Below are 19,356 nucleotides of genomic sequence, written 5' to 3'. Positions count from 1 at the left end.
CGAAAATCTTAATCAAAATAAGACAGCCCGCATGCGGCGGATGCCTAATAGACGATCCAGCAATCATGCGGTTATCTCATTCTGCCAAAAAAACACCTCCAAGAATAACATCGGTCAGCCTAGACAGGCTCCAACGTCCGTTCTTGGAGGTGCATGTGACATTCGCTTTCAGGAAAGCGAATCGTTCTTAACTGAAATGCGAAGAGCCGAATTACTTCACGATGCTCTTCAGGATGTTGTCGATGATTTGCGAGTTCGCGATCGTACCTGTGTACAGCCAGCTTTCGTTCGGCGTGAATTCGAAGACGTTGCCCGCTTTGACGGCAGGGATGCTCTTCCACAGCGCTTCGCTCAGCGCAGTCGAACCGTCAGCCGAGTCGCTGTTGACGAGGAACAGGTAGTCCGCGTCCAGTTCGACCAGCTTCTCGAGCGAGATCTCGCTCCAGTTGCCTGTTGCGCTTGCCGAGATTTCCTTCACGACCGCAGGCACTTTCAGACCCAGATCGCCATACATAACCGCGCCGCTGGACAGCGTCTCGCTAACCATGAAGAATTTGCCACCTACGAGCCAGATTGCCGCTGCAGAAGGGTTGCCGACTTTCTCCGCGATCGTCGCTTTCGCGTCAGCCGCTTTCTTGTCGTAATCCGCCAGAGCTTGCTTGGCCGCATCTTCCTTGCCGAACACTTGTCCGACGCGGAGCAGCTCGTCACGCCAGTCGTTGTTCACTTCCGTACCGATTACGTACGTAGGCGCGATTTGGTTGTACTGCTCATATTTGCCGCCTTCGACCATGGATGCCGAGTCCATGATGATCAGGTCCGGCTTGAAGCTCTGAACCGCCTCGAACGGAAGATCATAGCCGATCGTCGGAATGCCGTTCAGTTCGCCTTGCAGGTACCCTTGGATGCTCTTGCCGTCTTTAACGCTCCATTGCGCGACCGGCTTGATGCCGAGCGCGACCAGGTTGTCCTCCAGGTAGCTGGCAATGACGCGCTGCGGGTTCGCCGGAACGACAACCTCATGGCCCATTGCGTCTGTCAACGTGCGCGTATCGGATGCTTCAGTCGAAGCCAAATCGGTCGTGTTCGCCGCATTGGTCGCATTCGCCGCGTTATTCGCCGTTTGCTCCGTAGCTTGGTTATTCGCTGCGTTACCGGTTTCGTTCGCGTTGTTGCCGCATGCAGTCAGCGTGAATGCGAAAGCCCCGATGGCTATGACTTGCAGCAGCTTTTTCGTGGTGAAAGTATTAAACAATTTAAATCCCCCTACAATTATGTTAAAATTATTTCCGTTCTGCTTTTGAAAATGATTCTCATTACCATTAAAGTGGTTTGCGCTAATTTTGTCAACCACGTTCATTAAAAATTCAAAGGACCGATACCATGACTGCCATTTCACAGACGGACACTGACAACAAGCCTACTTTAAGAAGAAGGCTAATGAATTCGGGCCTCTTGCTCGTTTGCCTTGGATTATTATTCCTGCTAATGATCGCTTCCATCCATCTCGGCGCTTCGAATCTGCGCGTTCAAGATATCCTTAACGCCTTGTTCAGTTACGACACGGACAATCCAGCGCAAGTCATCGTCCGGGAGCTCCGGCTTCCCCGCGCGATCGCGGCGGCTGCCGTCGGCGCGGCCTTAGCCGTATCCGGCGCAATCATGCAAGGGATGACGAATAACCCGCTCGCATCGCCCTCCACATTAGGCGTAACGGCCGGTTCCTCGTTCTTGATCGCCATCGCGCTGGCCGTTGTACCGGGCATCTCCTACTTCGGCATGATGGGCTATTCGTTTGCCGGCGCCGGCGTCGGAGCCGCGCTCGTCTTCGGGACAGCCGCGCTTGCCAAAGGCGGCATGACCACGGTGAAGCTCGCTTTGGCCGGGTCGGCGATCGCCTCCTTGCTCAGCTCGCTCTCGACCGTCATTGCGCTGCGCTTCAACGTGTCGAAGAACTTGAGCTACTGGTTCGCGGGCGGCGTATCCAGCGTGCAGCCGCAGCATCTCTACTTTACGCTGCCGTTCATCCTTGCCGGCCTGGTGCTAGCTCTTTTGCTGTCACGGTCGATCTCGATCCTTAGCCTTGGCGAGGACATCGCCAAGAACCTCGGCCTGCGCACCAATCTGGTGAAGCTGGCGGGCATGCTGGTCGTGCTGCTGTTGACCGGCGCCGCGGTATCGATGGCCGGCATGATCGGGTTCGTCGGCCTCGTCATTCCGCACATTACGCGCATGCTAGTCGGCACCGATTACCGCTGGATCCTGCCCTATTCCGCCGTGCTCGGCGGGCTGCTGCTCCTCGGAGCCGATATGCTCGGACGGATTGTCAATCCGCCGTTCGAGACGCCGCTCGGCGCGGTAACGGCGATCGTAGGCGTGCCATTCTTCCTCTATCTGGCACGCAAAGAAGGGAGAAGCTAATCATGCGCAATCGTACGATCCATTCAGACCGCAAATTCCGCATGGTTCTGCTGCTCACGCTGCTGCTCACGCTTGTCATGATGGCCGTCAGCATTAACGCCGGACAGATCCGAATTCCGCTCGGCACCGTCATCGATACGTTGTTCGGAGGCGGCACGCCGGAGGACGAGCTCACGCTCTTCCAATTCCGGCTGCCGCGGATCGTGCTCGCCGTGCTCGTCGGCATGGGCATTGCCGTCTCCGGCGCAATGCTGCAAGGCATTTCGCAGAATCCGCTGGCGGATCCGGGCATTCTCGGCATTAACTCGGGGGCCGGATTCGCGGTCGTGCTGTATATGTTTTTCTTCCAAGCAACGACCTTCCTGAACAAATGGGCTTCCGTTTTCCTGATGCCGGCCATTGCACTGCTCGGCGCCTTCCTGGCCGCGTTCCTCATCTATGCGATCTCGCTGAAGAAGGGGAAGATTACGCCGGTCCGGCTGCTGCTGGTCGGCATCGGCATCAACTCGGCGTTCGGCGCGGGGCTGATCGTCTTCCAGATGAAGATGGAGCCGGTCGACTTCATGAAAGCGATCGTCTGGCTGTCGGGGACGATCTGGGGCACCAACTGGACGTTCGTGGGCGCCGTACTGCCATGGTTGTGCGTGCTCATCCCGCTTGCCTGGTACAAGTCGCGCATGCTTGATCTGCTGCAGTTCAACGATCCCATCTCTACGGGCGTCGGCCTTCACGTCGAGCGCGAGCGTCGGCTGATGCTCCTGATCTCCGTCGCCTTGGCCGGCGTTTGCGTATCCGTCGGCGGGGGCATTACATTCCTGGGACTCATCGCTCCGCATATCGCCCGGAAGCTGGTCGGCGCGCGTCACGCCAGAGTATTGCCGGCGACGGCTGCAATCGGTGGCCTGCTGCTGCTGACCGCGGATACGCTCGGACGCGTCGTCATGTCCCCGATGGAGATTCCCGTCGGACTCGTCGTCTCGATTCTCGGCGGCATTTATTTCGTCTACTTGCTCATTCGGACGACTTAATAGGATAGGCAAGGTGAAACGGCTGAGGGCGTCTTTAATGGCGCAAGCGCGTTTCATTCCGGAGAAATAGAAGCTTATTTATAGATGTGAAACATATAAACGCTTATATTTCTAAAAAATCCCTGCGAGAAGCGGCGCCTCACGGCACTGCGTCTTACAGGGATTTTTCATTCCGGACCGGGTATCGCCGTTCAAGAGATGGTAACGTCTGCCGCTCGCTCCTGCTGATTCCACACCTCGCTGCCTACTTCTCTGCGCAATACCGGGGCGATATCCGCAGCGAACCGTTCCATCTGCTCCCGCTGCTCCGCCTCCGTAAGCCCATCCACGCTAAGCGCCAAGACTTGATGGCCGAACGCGTCTTGGTATTTCAATATTTTCTCGATGACCTGTTCCGCGCTGCCGACGAGGCTGGGGCCATTCTCGATCGCATCCTCGAGCGAAGAGAACGGGGACTGGTTATGCTTGGCCGCAGCCGTTGCCTGGAACGCTTCATAATAAGGACGATAACGCCGGATCGCCTCTTCGGTCGTCCTGGCCAGATACAGGCTGCCGGCCCCAGCGCCTACGACCGCCTTCCTCGGATCATGTCCGTAATAAGCGAGCCGCTCGCGGTAATGCTCGATCAGATCCTTATATTTGGCCAGGTGATGGAACGAGTTCGAAGAGAAGATCGGCTCGCCGTATTGGGCCGCCAGCTCCGTCGACCTTGTGCTCGATGCGCTGCCGTGCCAGATCGGAATCGGCTGTTGCAATGGTCTCGGCTGCGTCGTCACGTTCGCGAGCGCCGGCCGGTATCGGCCTTCCCACGTTACGTTCTCCTCCCGCCACAACCGGCGCAGCAATTCATAGCGCTCCGCCATCGAATCCCACTGCTCCTCTTCGGTAATCCCGAATAAAGGATAATGCCGCGGGTCGTTGCCTTTGCCGATGATGAGCTCCAATCTGCCGCCGGACAGATGATCCAGCGTCGCATAATCCTCGGCGACGCGCACGGGGTCAAGCACGCTTAAGACGGTAACCGCAGTGAGCAGCCGGATCCGGGACGTCCGGCCGGCGATCGCCGTCAGAATGAGCGGCGGCGACGAGGATAAGAACGGCTCGCCGTGCCGCTCGCCGATGCCGTATCCTTCGAAACCGAGCTTCTCGGCGAGTTCGGCTTGCCGGATAATGTTCTCGAACTTCTCGCTGGTCGTCAACTGCTCGCCTGTGACGACATTCCGCAGGTTTAGACCTAAGCTGAACCAGATGAATTTCATGCGCTTTCGCCTCCTTTGGGCAGATGAACCGGGACAGCCTCCGCTTTGACCGGATTTCGGATCAGGAGCGCGATCGGAATGACCGCGGCTACGACCACGCTCGCGACGAAGAACACGTCATGAATGCTCATCATGTAAGCCAACTGATACCGCTCCGATGCCGGAACGCTGCCCTCATCGGCCATTGCTTGCTGATGCGCCGACAGTCGAGCGTAGAACATGGACGTGCAGATCCCGAGCGACAATGCGCTGAAGACTTGCCGCAGCCAGTTCAATAGCGCGGAAGCGTGGCCGAGCAGCTCCTGCGGAACGGCCGACATGCTCGCATTGGTCGCGGGCGTCATCGCAAGACCGGTCCCGATATTGCGGATGGCCAGCCAAACCATGATCACGCCTAGACTGGTGCCTGCCGCCAAATGGCTGAAATAGTAGGTGGATACGAATAAAATAACGCTGCCGGCTATGATGAGCTTCACCGGACCCAGCTTTGCGTAGGCTCTGCCGGAAAAGAAGGTTGCCCCCGTCAAGCAGGCGGCCGCGGGCAAGAACAAGAGCCCGACCCGGAACGGCGTCATTCCTTTGAGCTCGACCAGGAACAGCGGCATGAAATAAACGACCGCGTACAATCCGAAAGAGAGGATCATCGACGCCGCCAAACTTAACGCGAATCGCGGATTGCGCAGCAGCTTAAGCTCCAGCAGCGGATGCCGGCTCCTCCCCGCTTGCCAGACGAATGCCGCCATGCCGCCTGCCCCGATGATCAGCATGCTCCATGTAAGTCCGCTCTTCCAGCCCCAACTCGTCATATTCCCGAACAACAGCAGCAGCGAGAGACTTCCCCCTGTCGCAAGGACAAGCCCGACCAAGTCCAGCTTGGCACCGCGGTTCGCCTGATCTTGCGGCAGAACGATTGCTGCAGCCACCCATGCGCCGATTCCTACGGGAACGGTGACAAGGAAGATAAGCGGCCAGTCGAAGCTCTGCAGCCATCCGCTGAGCGTCGGACCGATAGCGGTGCCAAGAACGGTCGAGAAGGACCATACGCTAACCGCCAAAGGCTGCTTGTCTTCCGGAATCACGCGATAGATAAGCGCGAGCGAGACCGGTTGAATCAGGCCGCAGAACGCCCCCTGCACGACGCGAAAGGCGATCAGGCTCTCCACGTTCCACGAAATCGCGCATAGCAGCGAACTGACCGTAATCCCCCCGATGGCAAGCAGGAACAAGCGCTTGGAACCGAATCGCTTCATCGCATAACCGGTAACCGGCACGATAATGCCGCTGGCCAGCGTAAATCCGGTCAGCATCCACTGCACGACCCTTAGCTCGGTATCGAAGATGCCTATGAATCCAGGGAGCGAAACGTTAAGGGACACGACATGATACATGCCCGCGAATGAGCCTAGGAAAATCGTAACGAGCACCGGCCAGAACGAAGCAGGCGAGCGATTGGTTGTATGACCATCACTCGCCGCTTCTCTTGCATCGCTCGGATGAACCGTCAAGCCAGCACCTCCTCGTGGGGTTTATGGAATCAAAGCGGATAATGGCATGCCGCAAGATGGTCGGCGCCAAGCTGCCGAAGCTCAGGCTGCTCTTCCTTGCATTTGGCCGTTGCCAGCGGGCAGCGGGTATGGAACCGGCAGCCGCTCGGCGGGTTGGCCGGCGAAGGAATCTCGCCCTTGATGCCGGCAGTCGCCCGGCCGCCGGACTGCTGTCTTGGAATCGAATCGATCAGCAGTCTCGTATAGGGGTGCGCGGGATGCCGGAACAGCTCGTCGCTCGGCGCAACCTCGACCAGCTTGCCTAAGTACATGACGCCAATCCGGTCCGAGATATGCCGCACGACCTGAAGGCCATGCGCGATGAAGAGATACGTAAGCCCAAGCTTCTCTTGCAGATCCTGCAGCAGATTCACGACCTGCGCCTGCACGGATACATCAAGCGCCGATACGGCTTCATCCGCGAGAATGAACGACGGCTCAAGCGCGATTGCCCGGGCAATGCCGATCCGCTGGCGCTGTCCGCCTGAGAACTCGTGCGGGTATTTGCCCAGGTGCGCCGGGTCGAGCCCCACCAGCCTAAGCAGCTCCGCCGCCCGTTCCTCCCGTTCATTCGCCGTGATGCCGCTATGGATTCTAAGCGGTTCGGCAATGCTGTCGCCCGCGGTCCATCTCGGATTAAGCGAACTGTACGGATCCTGGAAGATGACCTGCATTTCCCGCCTCAGCCTGCGTAAGGCCGCCCCCTCCACTTCGGTCAGCGTCTGACCTTGGAAGCGGATGCGGCCGGAGGTCGCTTGTTCCAGTTGGAGCAGCACCCGGCCGAGGGTCGATTTGCCGCTGCCCGATTCGCCGACGAGACCGAACGTTTCATGGCGGCGGATCGTGAACGAGACATCGTCGACCGCGCGTATGAACGTTCGCGGCCCGAGAAGCCCTTGTTTGGCAACCGGATAGTATTTATGTACATGTTCCGCTTCGAATAAAGCGATATTGCTCCGCTCCTCCGACCGTTCCGCCGGCTCGGGAGCCGGTTCGTCCACATGCAGATCCGCGATTGCGGGGAAGTGTGCGGATGCGGATTGCTCCGCATGCCAGCAGGCGACTTCCCTATCCGCGCTGCGCGTAAGCGCCGGCGCTTCGGAACGGCACCGCTCCGTAGCCTGCGGGCAGCGCGGATGGAACACGCATCCGCTAGGCAGCGCCGCAAGCGAAGGGATCGAGCCGGGAATCGAGTAGAGCCGGGAACCGCGAACGCTGGTCAGCGGCGCGATCGACTTCAATAAGCCCTTCGTGTAAGGATGCTGGGGCTGCTCGAACAGCTCCGCGGTCGGTCCTTGCTCGACGATCCGCCCTGCGTACATGACGACGACGCGGTCAGCAACCTCTGCGGCTATGCCGAGATCGTGGGTAATGAGCAGGATCGCCATCTTGTATTCATCCTGCAACTCCTGCAGCAGCTGCAGTATTTGCGCTTGAATCGTTACGTCAAGCGCGGTCGTCGGCTCATCGGCGATGAGCAGCTCCGGCCTGCAGGAGAGCGCCATGGCGATCATCGCCCGCTGCAGCATGCCCCCGGACAACTCGCCGGGATATTGCTTCATGCGAATGGCGGGCTCAGGTATGCCGACCCGCTCCAGCAGCTCGATGCCTCGGCGCCATGCGTCACGCTGCGAGATCCGCTCATGGCGGCGCAGCGTCTCGACGATTTGCTGGCCGATCGTGAAGACGGGATCGAACGCGGCCATCGGCTCCTGGAAGACCATCGCCGCTTTCTTGCCTCGGATACCGCGCAGCTCCGATTCGGGAAGCTTCGCCAGATCCCGGCCAGCCAGCTCGATGGCGCCGCCCGAGATTCTCCCCCGTTCATGATCGATCAGCCTTAGGATCGCTTTGGAAGTGACGGTCTTGCCGCTGCCGGATTCGCCGACCAGGCAGACCGTCTCGCCTGGCTGGATATCGAAGGTCACGTCGGCAATCGTCTGTAAGCTGCCGTGCTTCGTCTGGAATTCAACCGATAGCCGGCGTATGTCGAGCAACGGATTCATTGTCGTTCCCCCTTCTGTTATCCGCGCACGCGGCGTTTCTTCGGATCCATATCGTCCCGCAGCCGGTCCCCGATGATATTGACGGCAAGGACGAACAGCGTAATCGCTAGGCCCGGGAAGGTGCACATCCACCAGGCAACCGTCAGATAGCCCCGGCCCTGCGACAAGAGCGTTCCCCAATCAGGCACTTCGCGCAGAAGCCCCAGTCCAAGGAAGCTTAGCCCCGATCCGGTCAGGATCGATGTCCCGATTCCGATCGTCGCCATAACGAGCAACGGCGACAATGCATTGGGCAGGACGTGCCGCCAGAAAATATGCATCGGCGACGCGCCCATGGAAGACGAAGCCGCGATGAAGGTCCGGCTCTTAATGCTGATGATCTGCGCGCGCATGACGCGGGCATAGCCGGGGATCGAGGCGACGGCGACCGCGAGCACGATGTTGAACATGCCCGGACCGAGCGCGCCGGCGATGGCAAGCGCGAGCAAGATGCCGGGAATCGTCATCAAGATGTCGTTGCACCGCATGAGGATCGTATCCGCAATCCCCCCGACGTAGCCGGATACCGCGCCGATGATTCCGCCGGCCAGCCCACCGATCAGCACCGAGGCGAAGCCGATGAACAGCGAATCCCGGCTGCCGTGCACGACGACGCTGAAGATATCCCGGCCGAAATAATCCGTGCCGAATAAGTGATCCGTGCTCGGCGGCTTCAAGATGTTATCCGTGAGCATCTCTGTCGGGGCATAAGGCGCGATCCACCCTGGCACGATCGCGCAGGCGATAATGAGGAGCACGACCGCGCCGGCGAGGACGAGCAGCGCGTCGGCTGCCGCTATGCGCCGGAAGCGAAGCGAAGCCAGCTGCCGCCGGCCGCGCTCACGCCAAACCGCTTTTGCGGTGATCGCTTCCCGCATGACGATTCAACTCCCTTCTCATGTAGAGCGTCTGACTCTCGGATCAATGACCGAGTAGGACAGATCGACGAGCAAATTGACGGCGACGTAGACGATGGCCGAGAAGAAAATTACGCCCTGCACGACGGGCAGGTCCTTCGCCATCAGCGCGTCGGAAATGATCCGGCCGATGCCTTGCCGGGAGAACACCGTCTCGATGACGACGGTGCCGGCCAGCATTTCGCCTACGATCATGCCGATCATCGTCACCGCCGGTATAAGCGCGTTGCGCAGCGCATGACGATACATGATCGCGCGTTCGGTCAGTCCCTTGGACCGCAGCGTAACGATGAATTGCTCGTCGATGATGTCGAGCATGCTCGAACGAACCATGCGGACGATGAAGCCCGCGCCGACAATGCCGAGCGTGATCGCGGGCAGTACGAGGGTGCGCCAGCCATTCGAGCCCATCGCGGGGAACCAGCCGAGCTGAAGGCTGAACAAGACGATCAGCAGGATGCCGGACCAGAACGTCGGCATGGAGATGCCGAACAAGCCAATGATGCGGGCGACGATGTCGATCAGCCGATTGCGATGGACGGCCGACAGCACGCCGAGGACGAGGCCGACGGTGACGGATACGAGCGAGCTGGCAACGGTTAGCGCGATCGTTGCGGGGAAGTGCTCCACGATTTTATCCAGGACGGGCTCAGAAGTGACTAACGATTGGCCGAAATCCCCCTGGATCATCTTCTCGAAATAACGGATGAATTGAATGTGGAAGGGCTGATCCACGCCCAGCTGCGCCCTTAAGTTAGCCACCATCTCGGGCGTTGCCACCGCCGGATCGAGAATCGTGTCCGTCGGATCGCCCGGCAGCACGTAGAGGATCGCGAAGACCAACACCAATGAACCGAGAATGACCAAGGCGGAAGAGAGAACGCGACCTGCCAATAACCGTGCCATGCCCTAATCCTCCTCTCTCCTAGTCGATTTAAGGTTTAACCGTCGCATCGTTGAACAGCGGATAGCCGAGCGAATCGAACACGATTCCTTCCACCGATTTGGCTGCCGCTACCGTATAGGGGAAGACGTAGATCGGAAGCACGATCGCCTGATCGACGATGTAATGCTGGATTTCCTTGTAGATCTCCGCCCGCTTCGTATCATCTGGTTCGACCAATCCTTGCTCGAGCAGCTTATCGATGGCCGGATCCGACAAGCGGGACAGGGACGCTCTTCCCTTCGGATCGTACGTATGGTAGAACGCGTAGAGCGCGTTCGGGTCCGAGTTCACCTGGCTGTTGCCGTAGAGATCGTACGCGCCATTCGTGAAGACGACCGTACGCACATCTTTCGTAATCTCGACGTTGACCGCGATTCCGATGGCCTTTAGCTGCTGCTGGATGATCACCGCGATATCGTTGCGCTTCTCGCGGTTCGGCGTCGCGTCGACGTATTGCAAGGTCAGCTTCTTGCCGTCCTTCTCGCGAATGCCGTCCGCGCCCTTGGTCCAGCCCAGCTCGTCGAGCAGCGCATTCGCCTTCTCGATATCGGGTTTCACGCTGTTCTCAAGCGTTGCGTCGTAACCGAATGTGCCGGGCGTAAGCGGCGACCATGCGCGGTCATAGGTGCCCAGGTATAACGTCTTCACGATCGCATCCACATCGACGGCGTATTTGACCGCCTGGCGGGCTTTGGCGTCGTTCCACGGCGCGCGCTCGAGATTGAAGAAGAGCGTGTATGGCAATCCGACCGTGTTAGCCGAGAGCAGCTGGAAGTTCGGGTCGCTCTTGAGGGCGACGATATTCTGCGGCGGCACGGTCTCCCCTGCCAGCACTTGGCCGCTCTGCACGCTGCCGATCCGCGTCGCCTCTTCCGGCACGATCTTGAACGCGATGCCGTCCAAGTACGGAGCGCCCGTGTTCTTCACGATCTCCGGCGCCCATGCATAGCTCTCGTTGCGGGCGACTTTAATCTCGGCGTTCTCTTGCCAGCTCACGAACTTATAAGGCCCGGTTCCGACCGGATGCTGGCCGAATTGGTCGCCGTCCTTCTTGGCTGCTGTCGGCGACACGATGCCGAGCAGCGCTTGGCTGAGATTGCCGAGGAAAGCGCGCGACGGCGTAGCCAAGTTCAACTTGACCGTGTATTCGTCGATGACTTCGGACGATTGGTAAGGCGCGAGCAGCGCCGCGGCGTTAGCTGCTTTCGTAGCCGAATCCAGGATCCGGTCGAAGTTATACTTGACCGCCTCCGCGTTGAACGGCGTGCCGTCGTGGAACTTCACGTCCTCGCGCAGCTTGAACGTGTAGCTCTTGCCGTCTTCGGATACGGTCCAGGATGTCGCAAGCCACGGCTTGATTGAATTGTCCGGCAGCTGTACGACGAGCGAGTCGTAGATCGTGCGGATGACGCGAACGGCTACGGCCAAGCCGCTGCGATGGGGATCAAGCGAATCCGGCGAGGTTGCCAGCGCATAGCTGAGTTCGCCGCCTTGCGCAGCCGCTGTATCGTCAGCGGCAGTTTCCTTCGTATCCCCCGCTGCAGCAGCGCCGGAGCCAGTGTTAGCAGCTGCGTTATTAGATGTGTTATTGGCTGTGTTATTCGTCGCGCATGCCGATAGTGCAAGCGCGAGGGCGATCAGCACGGTCGCTGTTCGCCGGAAAGAATATCGATTCTTCATGGACGAGCCTCCTCTTCTACTAGTTCACGCCAGCGCTGGCAGACTTGCGAGCCGAGTAACGGTTCTCGGGAACCGGAATGCCGAGATTGCCGCGCAGCGTGTCAGCCTCGTAATCGTCCCGGTACAGACCGCGCGCCTGCAAGATCGGTACGACGCTGTCCACGAATTCATCCAATGCCCCCGGATAAGCCGCCCCTACGATGAAACCGTCGGCTGCCTCTTCCTCGAACCATTGCTGCAGCAGATCCGCGATCCGCTCCGGCGTCCCGATGAAGACCGAGCGCGGCGTCGCCGCTTGCAGGGCAACCTGACGCAGCGTAAGATTGTGCTCCTTGGCTCTGTGTTTGATCCGGTCCGTCGTGCTGCGGAAGCTGTTCGATCCGAAGTCGCCCAGGTCCGGGAACGCCTCGTCTAGCGGATATTGCGAGAAATCGTGATGCTCGAAGAAACGGCCCAAGTGATCCAGCGCTTTGTCGATCGTGACGAGGCTGGCGATCTCCTGATACTTCGCCTCCGCTTCCTCCTGCGTGCGGCCGATAATCGTACCGATTCCCGGGAAGATCAGCGTATGCTCCGGATTGCGGCCGTTCTGCGCGATGCGCTGCTTGACGTCCTTGTAGAACTCCTTCGCTTCTTCGATCGATTCCGGCCCCGTGAACACCGCGTCTGCCGTCTTCGCCGCTAGCGAGCGTCCGCTGTCCGATGAACCGGCTTGGAAGACGACCGGCTGCCCTTGCTTCGAACGGGCAATATTGAGCGGTCCTTGAACCGAGAAGAACTCGCCTTTATGATCGAGCCTGTGCAGCTTCAGCGGGTCGAAGAACACGCCGCTCTCCTTATCGCACACGAACGCGTCGTCCTCCCATGAATCCCACAACCCTTTGGCCACTTCCAAGTATTCTTCCGCGATGCGGTAACGGTCCGGATGCGACGGATGCGCTTTGCCGCCGAAGTTGAGGGCGCTGCCCTCCAGCGGCGAGGTGACCACATTCCAGCCTGCGCGGCCGCCGCTAATATGATCGATCGAGGCGAATTGGCGCGCCACGGTGAACGGTTCGCTATAGGAGGTGGATAATGTGCCGACGAGTCCGATCCGCTTCGTCACGGCGCCGAGCGCCGACAGGATCGTAATCGGTTCGAAACGATTCAGGAAGTGCGGAATCGATTTCTCATTTATGAAGAGGCCGTCAGCGATGAATACGAAGTCGAACTTGCCTTCCTCCGCTTTCTGGGCCTGCTGCTTATAGAATTCCAGATTGACGCTTGCGTCCGATGGCATATCCGGGTGTCTCCAGCCCGATGTGCTGCCTCCCACGCCATGGATGACCGTTCCTAATTTAAGCTGACGAATGTTCCCCATATTCTCTCCACCTCAACTCGATTATTTGTTGTTTATTTATCCTACCTGTTTAATAGGAATTAAGCTTGGTAACAATGTATCACCTCGGCATCCAGCCGCACAATGACCTATTAATGTCTTCTATAGGCAGTTAGTCAGGTTCTATCGATGCCTTTTTCGCCTCCCCCACCCCTCCAACGGAGGGGATGCAAGCTTATGCTTCCGAAGCGAGTTTTCCGTTGGAAAACTTGTAGCCTCGGCCCTCTTGACACCCGGAATTGGCGTGGCTCGTGACGCGGCCGTCTTCGATGTGTCCTTTCGACGTTGGCCCGCTTTTGTCCCAGCGGAATGGTTTGCGAGTGACTTGCAAACCAATTCGCTGGGACAAAGCTTCTTATTCGAGCTTCGTTCGCCACGGTTTGCTTTATGGAGCAGACCTGTATTTGCAGCCTTAATGCATGCTTCCAGCTATTCCTCGCTGAAGTCCGCAATAGAATTGGTGTGCTCCCCACCGGGGGGCATCCCAATCCTCATGCGGACACGCTTTACTTTTATCCATAGATCTCTTCCGTGGTGTGCATAATTTTCAAACCACAAAAATTTCAAACCACAAAAAACACCGATTATCAGGTCTGTTCTCCTGCAATCGGTGCCTATATCTTGAGACTAAGCTATCGATGAATCAACGGCCAGCTGCACGAGCAGGCGCGTGCCATGAACAAGAACTTGCTCATCCAGATTAAACGTCGGTTGGTGCAAGCCGGACGTGATCCCCAGCTCCGCGTTGCCGCAGCCGAGCAGGATGAACGCGCCGGGCACTTGATCCAGATACCAGCCGAAGTCTTCGCCCGCTAGACTTGGCGTCTCCAACCTCAGCATGTGATCCGGTCCCAGAATGGAAGCACCCGCACGGATGACGTCTTGAACCGCCGCCGTATCATTCACGACGGCAATGCCTTCCCGCAGCGCAATGCTGTAGGAGCCGCCATGGGACAGCGCGACGGCTTCGGCGTGCCTCGCAAGACCTGCGGTTATCGCGGCGACGGTCGATTTGGTGAAGGCGCGGAACGTTCCGGTCAGCCGGCTCTGTTCCGCGATCGCATTAATGACCGTTCCCGCTTGCACGGTCCCGAACGCAAGCACGGCCGATTCCCTCGGATCGATCCCATGCGTCATCATCCCGTTCACGGCCGCGATATAGCTTGCCGTCATCTGGATGGCGTCCACCGCTAGATGCGGCGTCCCATGATGCCCGTTCTTCCCTGTCAAGGTGACGTGAAAATGCGACGAAGCCGCCATCGCGTAATGCGAATGAATGCCGGCCGTCCCCGCTTCCAGTTCGGGCCAGACATGCAGCGCGTAACACCGGTCGACGCCATCGAGCACGCCCCCATCGATCAGATCGCGGCCGCCTGACAGCAGCCGGCCGTCGAGCGGGCTTGGCAATGCCCCTTCCTCCGCTGGCTGGAAGACGAAACGGATTTCGTAAGGCAGCTGGTCCCGGTGCGCAGCCAGCGTCTTCGCCGCCCCGAGCAGCATTGCGGTATGCGCGTCGTGGCCGCAGGCGTGCATGACGCCTTCAACCGTCGAAACGTAGTCCTCGTCAATACGTTCCGTGATCGGAAGCGCGTCCATATCGGCGCGCAGCAAGATCGTCCGGTTGCCCGAACGGGCTCCGCGAAGCGTAGCCACGACGCCTTTACCGAAATGCGGCCCGACGTGCGTATTCACGTCGAGCCCCCATTCCGTCAGCAGCCCCGCAACGATAGCGGCGGTGCGGTCGGTCTCGTACAGCAGCTCAGGATGCCGATGCAGATCCCTGCGCAGCGCGACCAGCTCGTCATGCAGCGTGCCTGCGTACGACAGCATCGCGGCTAGCGCATCGCGAACCTCTTCCTCGCCGGGAACAGCCGCCAGCTCATGCGTTCCCATGCCCGCTTACGCTTCTTGCGCGGACTTGGCATACCGATTCTCGGGAATCGGCACCCCGAGATTGCCGCGCAGCGTATCGCTTTCGTATTCGGTGCGGAACAATCCGCGGGCTTGGAGAATCGGCACGACGTGGTCGATGAAATCTTCCAAGCCGCGCGGTACCGAGCTGCCGATCATGAAGCCGTCAGCCGCGCCTCGCTCGAACCATTCCTGCACTTTGTCCGCGACCTGCTCTGCCGTACCGATGAAGGTCGGACGCGGCGTTGCGACGGATAACGCCACTTGGCGCAGCGTCAAGCCTTTCGCTTTGGCATCGGCCTTAATCTTGTCCGTGCCGCTCTGGAAGCTGTTGCGGCCAAGGTCGCCCAGCTCAGGGAACGGCGCATCCAGATCGTATTGCGAGAAGTCGTGGTGCTCGAAGAACCTGCCCAGATACAGCAGCGCATTCTCGGCCGAGACCAAGTCGACGACCTCTTGGTACTTGCGTTCCGCCTCTTCTTCCGTACTGCCGACCACCGGCGCGATGCCAGGGAAAATCTTGACGTGATCCGGATTGCGTCCGAACGCGGCCGCCCGCTTCTTCACGTCCTGATAGAACGCGATCGCGTCTTCGACCGTCTCATGCCCCGTGAAGACGGCATCCGCTTCCCGAGCCGCGTAGTCCTTGCCGACCTCGGATGCTCCCGCTTGGAAAATAACCGGATGCCCTTGCTTGGAGCGCGCGATATTAAGCGGACCTTGGACGGAGAAGAACTCGCCTTTGTGGTTCAGCGTATGCAGCTTGGCAGGATCGAAGAAGACGCCGGAAGCTTTGTCGCGCACGAACGCGTCGTCTTCCCAGGAATCCCACAAGCCGCGCGTAACCTCAAGATATTCCGTCGCGATGCGGTAGCGCTTATCGTGGTCCGGATGCTCTTGCTTGCCGAAATTGAGCGCGGAGCCCTCAAGCGGCGACGTTACGATGTTCCAGCCTGCGCGGCCGCCGCTGATGTGATCGAGCGACCCGAACTGCCGGGCAACGGTGAACGGCTCGCTGTACGACGTCGACAACGTGCCGACTAGGCCGATATGCTTGCTGACGCCGGCCAGGGCGCTAAGGATCGTGATCGGCTCGAAGCGGTTCAAGAAATGCGGAATCGACTTCTCATTGATATAGAGACCGTCGGCGACGAAAGCCAGATCGAACTTGCCGGCCTCCGCTTTCTCGACCCAACGCTTGTAAACCTCGAAATTCACGCTCGCATCGGACGGAATTTCCGGATGCCTCCATAACGAAGTGCTGCTGCCGACGCCATGCAGCATCGCGCCAAGCTTCAACTGTTTGCGGCTTGCCATTATTCGATTCCCCCTTGTACGACTGATTCCGCCGAGACGTTTGCTTCCCGGTTGGCGTAAGCGTTCTTAATCCGTTCGATCTGGGCCAGGTGAGTCTGCACATGCTTCGTGAAGCCGCCGATGATATCGCGCACCTTGACGAATTCGCCTTTGAAGTTAATGCCGCCCTTCTCCAAATCCGGCTCGCTCAGCCGTCCGAACAGCTGGGCGTTATACGTCAGCAACGCCCAGTATGCGTCCAGGATGTCCGTCGCATTGCTATCGTTCGCGCGTTGGCCTTCCACCCAGCGGTCCTGATTGAACGCGGGCAGCTGCGCCTTCGTATCCGCCAGAATATCCCGGATCCGGAACGAGACGACGATGTTATGGTCGGCCAGATGGGCCAGAACCTCGGTCACGTTCCACTTGGCAGGCGTTTCCTTCCACTTCAGCTGTTCTTCGCCAAGCCCCGCGATCGCGCGGGTCAACAGAAGATGCGAGTCCAAATACGATTGAATATCGATTCCACTCATACGATTCCCTCCGACTGTTCATGGTTTGGCCGGCGATGATGGCGCCGGATTAAATCGCGACAACGCGAATTGCCTTAAATCCGCAGTAGGCGCAAGATGCTGGGCAAGCAAAGCGAGCTGTTCGCCGATGACGCTGGAAAATTTGAACCCGTGTCCGGAAAAGCCGCCCGCGATCCACACATGCCGGTGTTCCGGATGACGATCGATAATAAAATGCTCGTCTGGCGTCAGCTCGTACTTGCAGACCGCGCTGCGAAGAAGTCTGCCCGCCGCCTGCGGCATGACGGCCGCAAGCGCCGACCGGAGATCCCCTTCATCCTCCGGATAGGTGCCAAAAGCGTCCGGCGTCTCGCCGGGATGCCAAGGTATGCCTTGATCGTGGCGGCCGATCTTCAGTCCCGCGCCTTGAATGCTCGGGAAGCCGTAGAACCCGCCATGCTCCGTGCCAAGCGTGAAGCCCGGGAACCGCCCGGCATCGAAGCCGCCGCCTTGCGTCTCGAACCAGCCGACGACCTTCCGGACCGCTTGAATCGGAAGTTCGATGAACGGCGCAAGCGTACGGAACCAGGCCCCTGCGCTCAGTATGGCTGCGCCCGCGGCATAGTCTCCGCTAGCCGTATGCACGGTCACGCTGCCTTCCCGCGCGGTTATTCCCGTAACCGGCGTATTCACGATAAGCTCGGCGCCATGCGCCAGCGCAAGATTGCGATAGGCGGTCACGCAGCTCTCGCTATGGAGATAGCCGGCATCCGGCTCATACAAGCCTTCGAACCGCTCCGGAAGCTCGATCCCCGGCCAGCGGTGCCGGATTTCGGCTGCGTTCAACCATTCGGCCTGAACGCCTTGGCGTACCGCGTCGGACAGCCGGCCATGCAGCGAATACACCTTCGGGTCCGCCATATTCAGCACGCCGGACCGTTCGAACAGCCTAAGGCCGCTGCTCGCTTCCGCTTCTTCCCACAATCGTTGGGCGCGCAGCGCAAGTTCGATATAGGCTGCGCCTCCGCTGTACGCATGCCGGATCAGGCGAGGCTCGCCATGATGGCTGCCTTCGCCGTGGGGAGGGTCGAACGCGTCGATCAGCAGCGTCCGTACGCCTGACCGGGCCAGATAATAACCCGCGCTCATGCCCATCGACCCGGCTCCGACGATAATGACGTCGTACGCTTTCCGCTTGCTCGTCTCGCTCATTCAGGCATCCGCTTCCCCGCCTAATTCCGCGTAATGCTTCAGCGCGCGAACCGCGGAGGCGGCGAAGAAGTCCGCCGCAATCGGCAAGGCCCGCTCATCGAGATCGAACGCCGGATGATGCCATTCCTGCGGTCCGTCCGTACCGAAGAACACGAACAGCCCGGGCACAAGCTGCTGATAGACCGAGAAGTCTTCGCCCGCCGGGGATGGCGTCGGAACGACCGGCAGAAGACCCAGCCGTTCCGCCTCTTCCCAGGCAAGACGCGCCAACGTATCGTCGTTGCTGACCGGGGGCGGTCCTTCGATCCATCGCACCGATGCCGTTGTATCGTAAGCAGCGGCCACGCCATCGACCACTTGATTGAACCGCTTGATGACCGATCTGCGCACGCCTTCATCGAAAGTGCGGATCGTGCCTTCAAGCACCGCCTTCTCCGGAATGACGTTCCAGATCGTGCCGCTGTTCAGCTTCGTTACGCTGATGACGGCGCTATCCAGCGAGCTCACGTTCCGGCTCACGATCGACTGCAGCGCGGTCACGATGTGAGCGGCGGTCACGATCGGGTCATTGCCCGCATCGGGTACGGCGGCATGCGAGCCTTTGCCCTGAACCTCGATGACGAACCCGTCAGCCGCGGCCATGAGCGGTCCGCCCTTGATGCCGATCGTTCCCACCGGCAGATCCGGCTTGTTATGCAGCCCCAGCACGGCGCGAACGCCTTGCAGCGCTCCGCTCTCGACGACTTTGCGGGCGCCGGAGGCCTTCTCCTCGGCCGGCTGGAACAGCAAGCGGATCGTACCTTGCAGAGCAGCTTCCTGCTCCTTCAGCAGATAGGCCGCCCCAAGAATCGAGGCCGTATGGAAGTCATGGCCGCAGGCATGCATTTTGCCCGGAACAAGCGATGCATAACTCAGGCCGGTATCCTCCTCGATCGGCAAAGCGTCGATATCCGCCCGCAGCGCGATGACCGGTCCCCCATGGAGGCCGCCGATCTCGGCCACGATTCCCGTCCGCAGCGGGAAGTCCGCGATGCGGATGCCGGCTTCTTCGAGCCACCTGCGGATTCGGGCGGTCGTCTCGAACTCTTCGTGCGACAGCTCCGGATATTGGTGAAGCTCCCTCCGGATCTCGATTAACCGGCCGGCAATGGCAGCGCCGCTGAGCGGCTTCGTCTCTTGGCTCATGCAAGACACCTCCTGTTCGTTG

At 59.5% G+C, this 19,356-nt stretch carries 15 protein-coding genes; 2 read left to right on the top strand and 13 right to left on the bottom strand.

Annotated features, from left to right (window positions below; translation table 11 throughout):
* Window positions 1-211: 211 nt before the first annotated feature.
* Entirely contained in the window at window positions 212-1,255 is a 1,044-nt protein-coding gene (locus FHS18_RS22480; RefSeq protein ID WP_246427837.1) for an iron-hydroxamate ABC transporter substrate-binding protein, read from the bottom strand.
* 185 nt (window positions 1,256-1,440) lie between these two features.
* On the opposite strand from FHS18_RS22480, the gene FHS18_RS22475 reads away from it, so the two are divergent.
* Both FHS18_RS22475 and FHS18_RS22470 read left to right on the top strand, forming a co-directional pair.
* Window positions 1,441-2,421 (top strand): FecCD family ABC transporter permease, encoded by a 981-nt coding sequence (locus FHS18_RS22475; RefSeq protein ID WP_246427836.1) that lies wholly within the window; start codon window positions 1,441-1,443, stop codon window positions 2,419-2,421.
* Window positions 2,422-2,423: 2 nt separating this feature from the next.
* A complete protein-coding gene (locus FHS18_RS22470) occupies window positions 2,424-3,449 on the top strand; it encodes a FecCD family ABC transporter permease (RefSeq protein WP_183602612.1) in 1,026 nt (341 codons plus the stop codon).
* A 191-nt stretch (window positions 3,450-3,640) separates the two neighbouring features.
* On the opposite strand, the gene FHS18_RS22465 is transcribed toward FHS18_RS22470, so the two are convergent.
* The 12 genes from FHS18_RS22465 to FHS18_RS22410 all read right to left on the bottom strand — a co-directional run bounded on the left by FHS18_RS22465 (window position 3,641) and on the right by FHS18_RS22410 (window position 19,334).
* Window positions 3,641-4,708, bottom strand: a complete 1,068-nt coding sequence (locus tag FHS18_RS22465; protein ID WP_183602611.1) for an LLM class flavin-dependent oxidoreductase — start codon at window positions 4,706-4,708, stop codon at window positions 3,641-3,643.
* Window positions 4,705-6,213, bottom strand: a complete 1,509-nt coding sequence (locus FHS18_RS22460; protein ID WP_246427835.1) for a DHA2 family efflux MFS transporter permease subunit — start codon at window positions 6,211-6,213, stop codon at window positions 4,705-4,707. Before FHS18_RS22460 ends, FHS18_RS22465 begins: the two co-directional genes overlap by 4 nt.
* Before the next feature lie 29 nt (window positions 6,214-6,242).
* The gene (locus FHS18_RS22455; RefSeq protein ID WP_183602610.1) at window positions 6,243-8,258 is read right to left on the bottom strand and encodes an ABC transporter ATP-binding protein; all 2,016 of its coding nucleotides are present in this window, start codon (window positions 8,256-8,258) and stop codon (window positions 6,243-6,245) included.
* 17 nt (window positions 8,259-8,275) lie between these two features.
* Complete coding sequence (locus FHS18_RS22450; protein ID WP_183602609.1) at window positions 8,276-9,175, bottom strand: ABC transporter permease; 900 nt, start codon at window positions 9,173-9,175, stop codon at window positions 8,276-8,278.
* Window positions 9,176-9,193: 18 nt separating this feature from the next.
* On the bottom strand, window positions 9,194-10,120 hold the full coding sequence (locus FHS18_RS22445; RefSeq protein WP_183602608.1) for an ABC transporter permease: 927 nt from the start codon (window positions 10,118-10,120) through the stop codon (window positions 9,194-9,196).
* A gap of 28 nt (window positions 10,121-10,148) precedes the next feature.
* The gene (locus FHS18_RS22440) at window positions 10,149-11,840 is read right to left on the bottom strand and encodes an ABC transporter substrate-binding protein (RefSeq protein WP_183602607.1); all 1,692 of its coding nucleotides are present in this window, start codon (window positions 11,838-11,840) and stop codon (window positions 10,149-10,151) included.
* Window positions 11,841-11,859: 19 nt separating this feature from the next.
* Window positions 11,860-13,200: an LLM class flavin-dependent oxidoreductase gene (locus FHS18_RS22435; protein WP_183602606.1), complete on the bottom strand. Its 1,341-nt coding sequence runs from the start codon at window positions 13,198-13,200 to the stop codon at window positions 11,860-11,862.
* Window positions 13,201-13,845: 645 nt separating this feature from the next.
* Window positions 13,846-15,111 carry a M20 metallopeptidase family protein gene (locus FHS18_RS22430; protein WP_183602605.1) on the bottom strand — a complete coding sequence of 422 codons (1,266 nt, stop codon included), beginning with the start codon at window positions 15,109-15,111 and terminating at the stop codon, window positions 13,846-13,848.
* Between the two features lie 6 nt (window positions 15,112-15,117).
* Complete coding sequence (locus tag FHS18_RS22425) at window positions 15,118-16,446, bottom strand: LLM class flavin-dependent oxidoreductase (RefSeq protein ID WP_183602604.1); 1,329 nt, start codon at window positions 16,444-16,446, stop codon at window positions 15,118-15,120.
* Window positions 16,446-16,958, bottom strand: coding sequence for a DinB family protein (locus tag FHS18_RS22420; RefSeq protein ID WP_183602603.1), 513 nt, complete (start codon window positions 16,956-16,958; stop codon window positions 16,446-16,448). The genes FHS18_RS22425 and FHS18_RS22420 overlap by 1 nt, the downstream gene beginning before the upstream one ends.
* Before the next feature lie 18 nt (window positions 16,959-16,976).
* Window positions 16,977-18,149 carry an N-methyl-L-tryptophan oxidase gene (solA, locus tag FHS18_RS22415; protein ID WP_183602602.1) on the bottom strand — a complete coding sequence of 391 codons (1,173 nt, stop codon included), beginning with the start codon at window positions 18,147-18,149 and terminating at the stop codon, window positions 16,977-16,979.
* A complete protein-coding gene (locus FHS18_RS22410) occupies window positions 18,150-19,334 on the bottom strand; it encodes a M20 peptidase aminoacylase family protein (RefSeq protein ID WP_183602601.1) in 1,185 nt (394 codons plus the stop codon).
* Window positions 19,335-19,356 lie beyond the last annotated feature (22 nt).

Source organism: Paenibacillus phyllosphaerae (assembly GCF_014192105.1).
GTDB lineage: Bacteria > Bacillota > Bacilli > Paenibacillales > Paenibacillaceae > Paenibacillus_Z > Paenibacillus_Z phyllosphaerae.
Note: the sequence above shows the minus strand (reverse complement) of the source record. Positions and strands in the feature narration are given on the sequence as shown.

Bases quoted from the DNA above. Each gene is read 5' to 3' on its own strand.
- FHS18_RS22475 (WP_246427836.1), top strand. From the start codon at position 1,441: ATGAATTCGGGCCTCTTGCTCGTTTGCCTTGGATTATTATTCCTGCTA.
- FHS18_RS22470 (WP_183602612.1), top strand. From the start codon at position 2,424: ATGCGCAATCGTACGATCCATTCAGACCGCAAATTCCGCATGGTTCTG.
- FHS18_RS22465 (WP_183602611.1), bottom strand. From the start codon at position 4,708: ATGAAATTCATCTGGTTCAGCTTAGGTCTAAACCTGCGGAATGTCGTC.
- FHS18_RS22455 (WP_183602610.1), bottom strand. From the start codon at position 8,258: ATGAATCCGTTGCTCGACATACGCCGGCTATCGGTTGAATTCCAGACG.
- FHS18_RS22450 (WP_183602609.1), bottom strand. From the start codon at position 9,175: ATGCGGGAAGCGATCACCGCAAAAGCGGTTTGGCGTGAGCGCGGCCGG.
- FHS18_RS22445 (WP_183602608.1), bottom strand. From the start codon at position 10,120: ATGGCACGGTTATTGGCAGGTCGCGTTCTCTCTTCCGCCTTGGTCATT.
- FHS18_RS22440 (WP_183602607.1), bottom strand. From the start codon at position 11,840: ATGAAGAATCGATATTCTTTCCGGCGAACAGCGACCGTGCTGATCGCC.
- FHS18_RS22435 (WP_183602606.1), bottom strand. From the start codon at position 13,200: ATGGGGAACATTCGTCAGCTTAAATTAGGAACGGTCATCCATGGCGTG.
- FHS18_RS22430 (WP_183602605.1), bottom strand. From the start codon at position 15,111: ATGGGAACGCATGAGCTGGCGGCTGTTCCCGGCGAGGAAGAGGTTCGC.
- FHS18_RS22425 (WP_183602604.1), bottom strand. From the start codon at position 16,446: ATGGCAAGCCGCAAACAGTTGAAGCTTGGCGCGATGCTGCATGGCGTC.
- FHS18_RS22420 (WP_183602603.1), bottom strand. From the start codon at position 16,958: ATGAGTGGAATCGATATTCAATCGTATTTGGACTCGCATCTTCTGTTG.
- solA (WP_183602602.1), bottom strand. From the start codon at position 18,149: ATGAGCGAGACGAGCAAGCGGAAAGCGTACGACGTCATTATCGTCGGA.
- FHS18_RS22410 (WP_183602601.1), bottom strand. From the start codon at position 19,334: ATGAGCCAAGAGACGAAGCCGCTCAGCGGCGCTGCCATTGCCGGCCGG.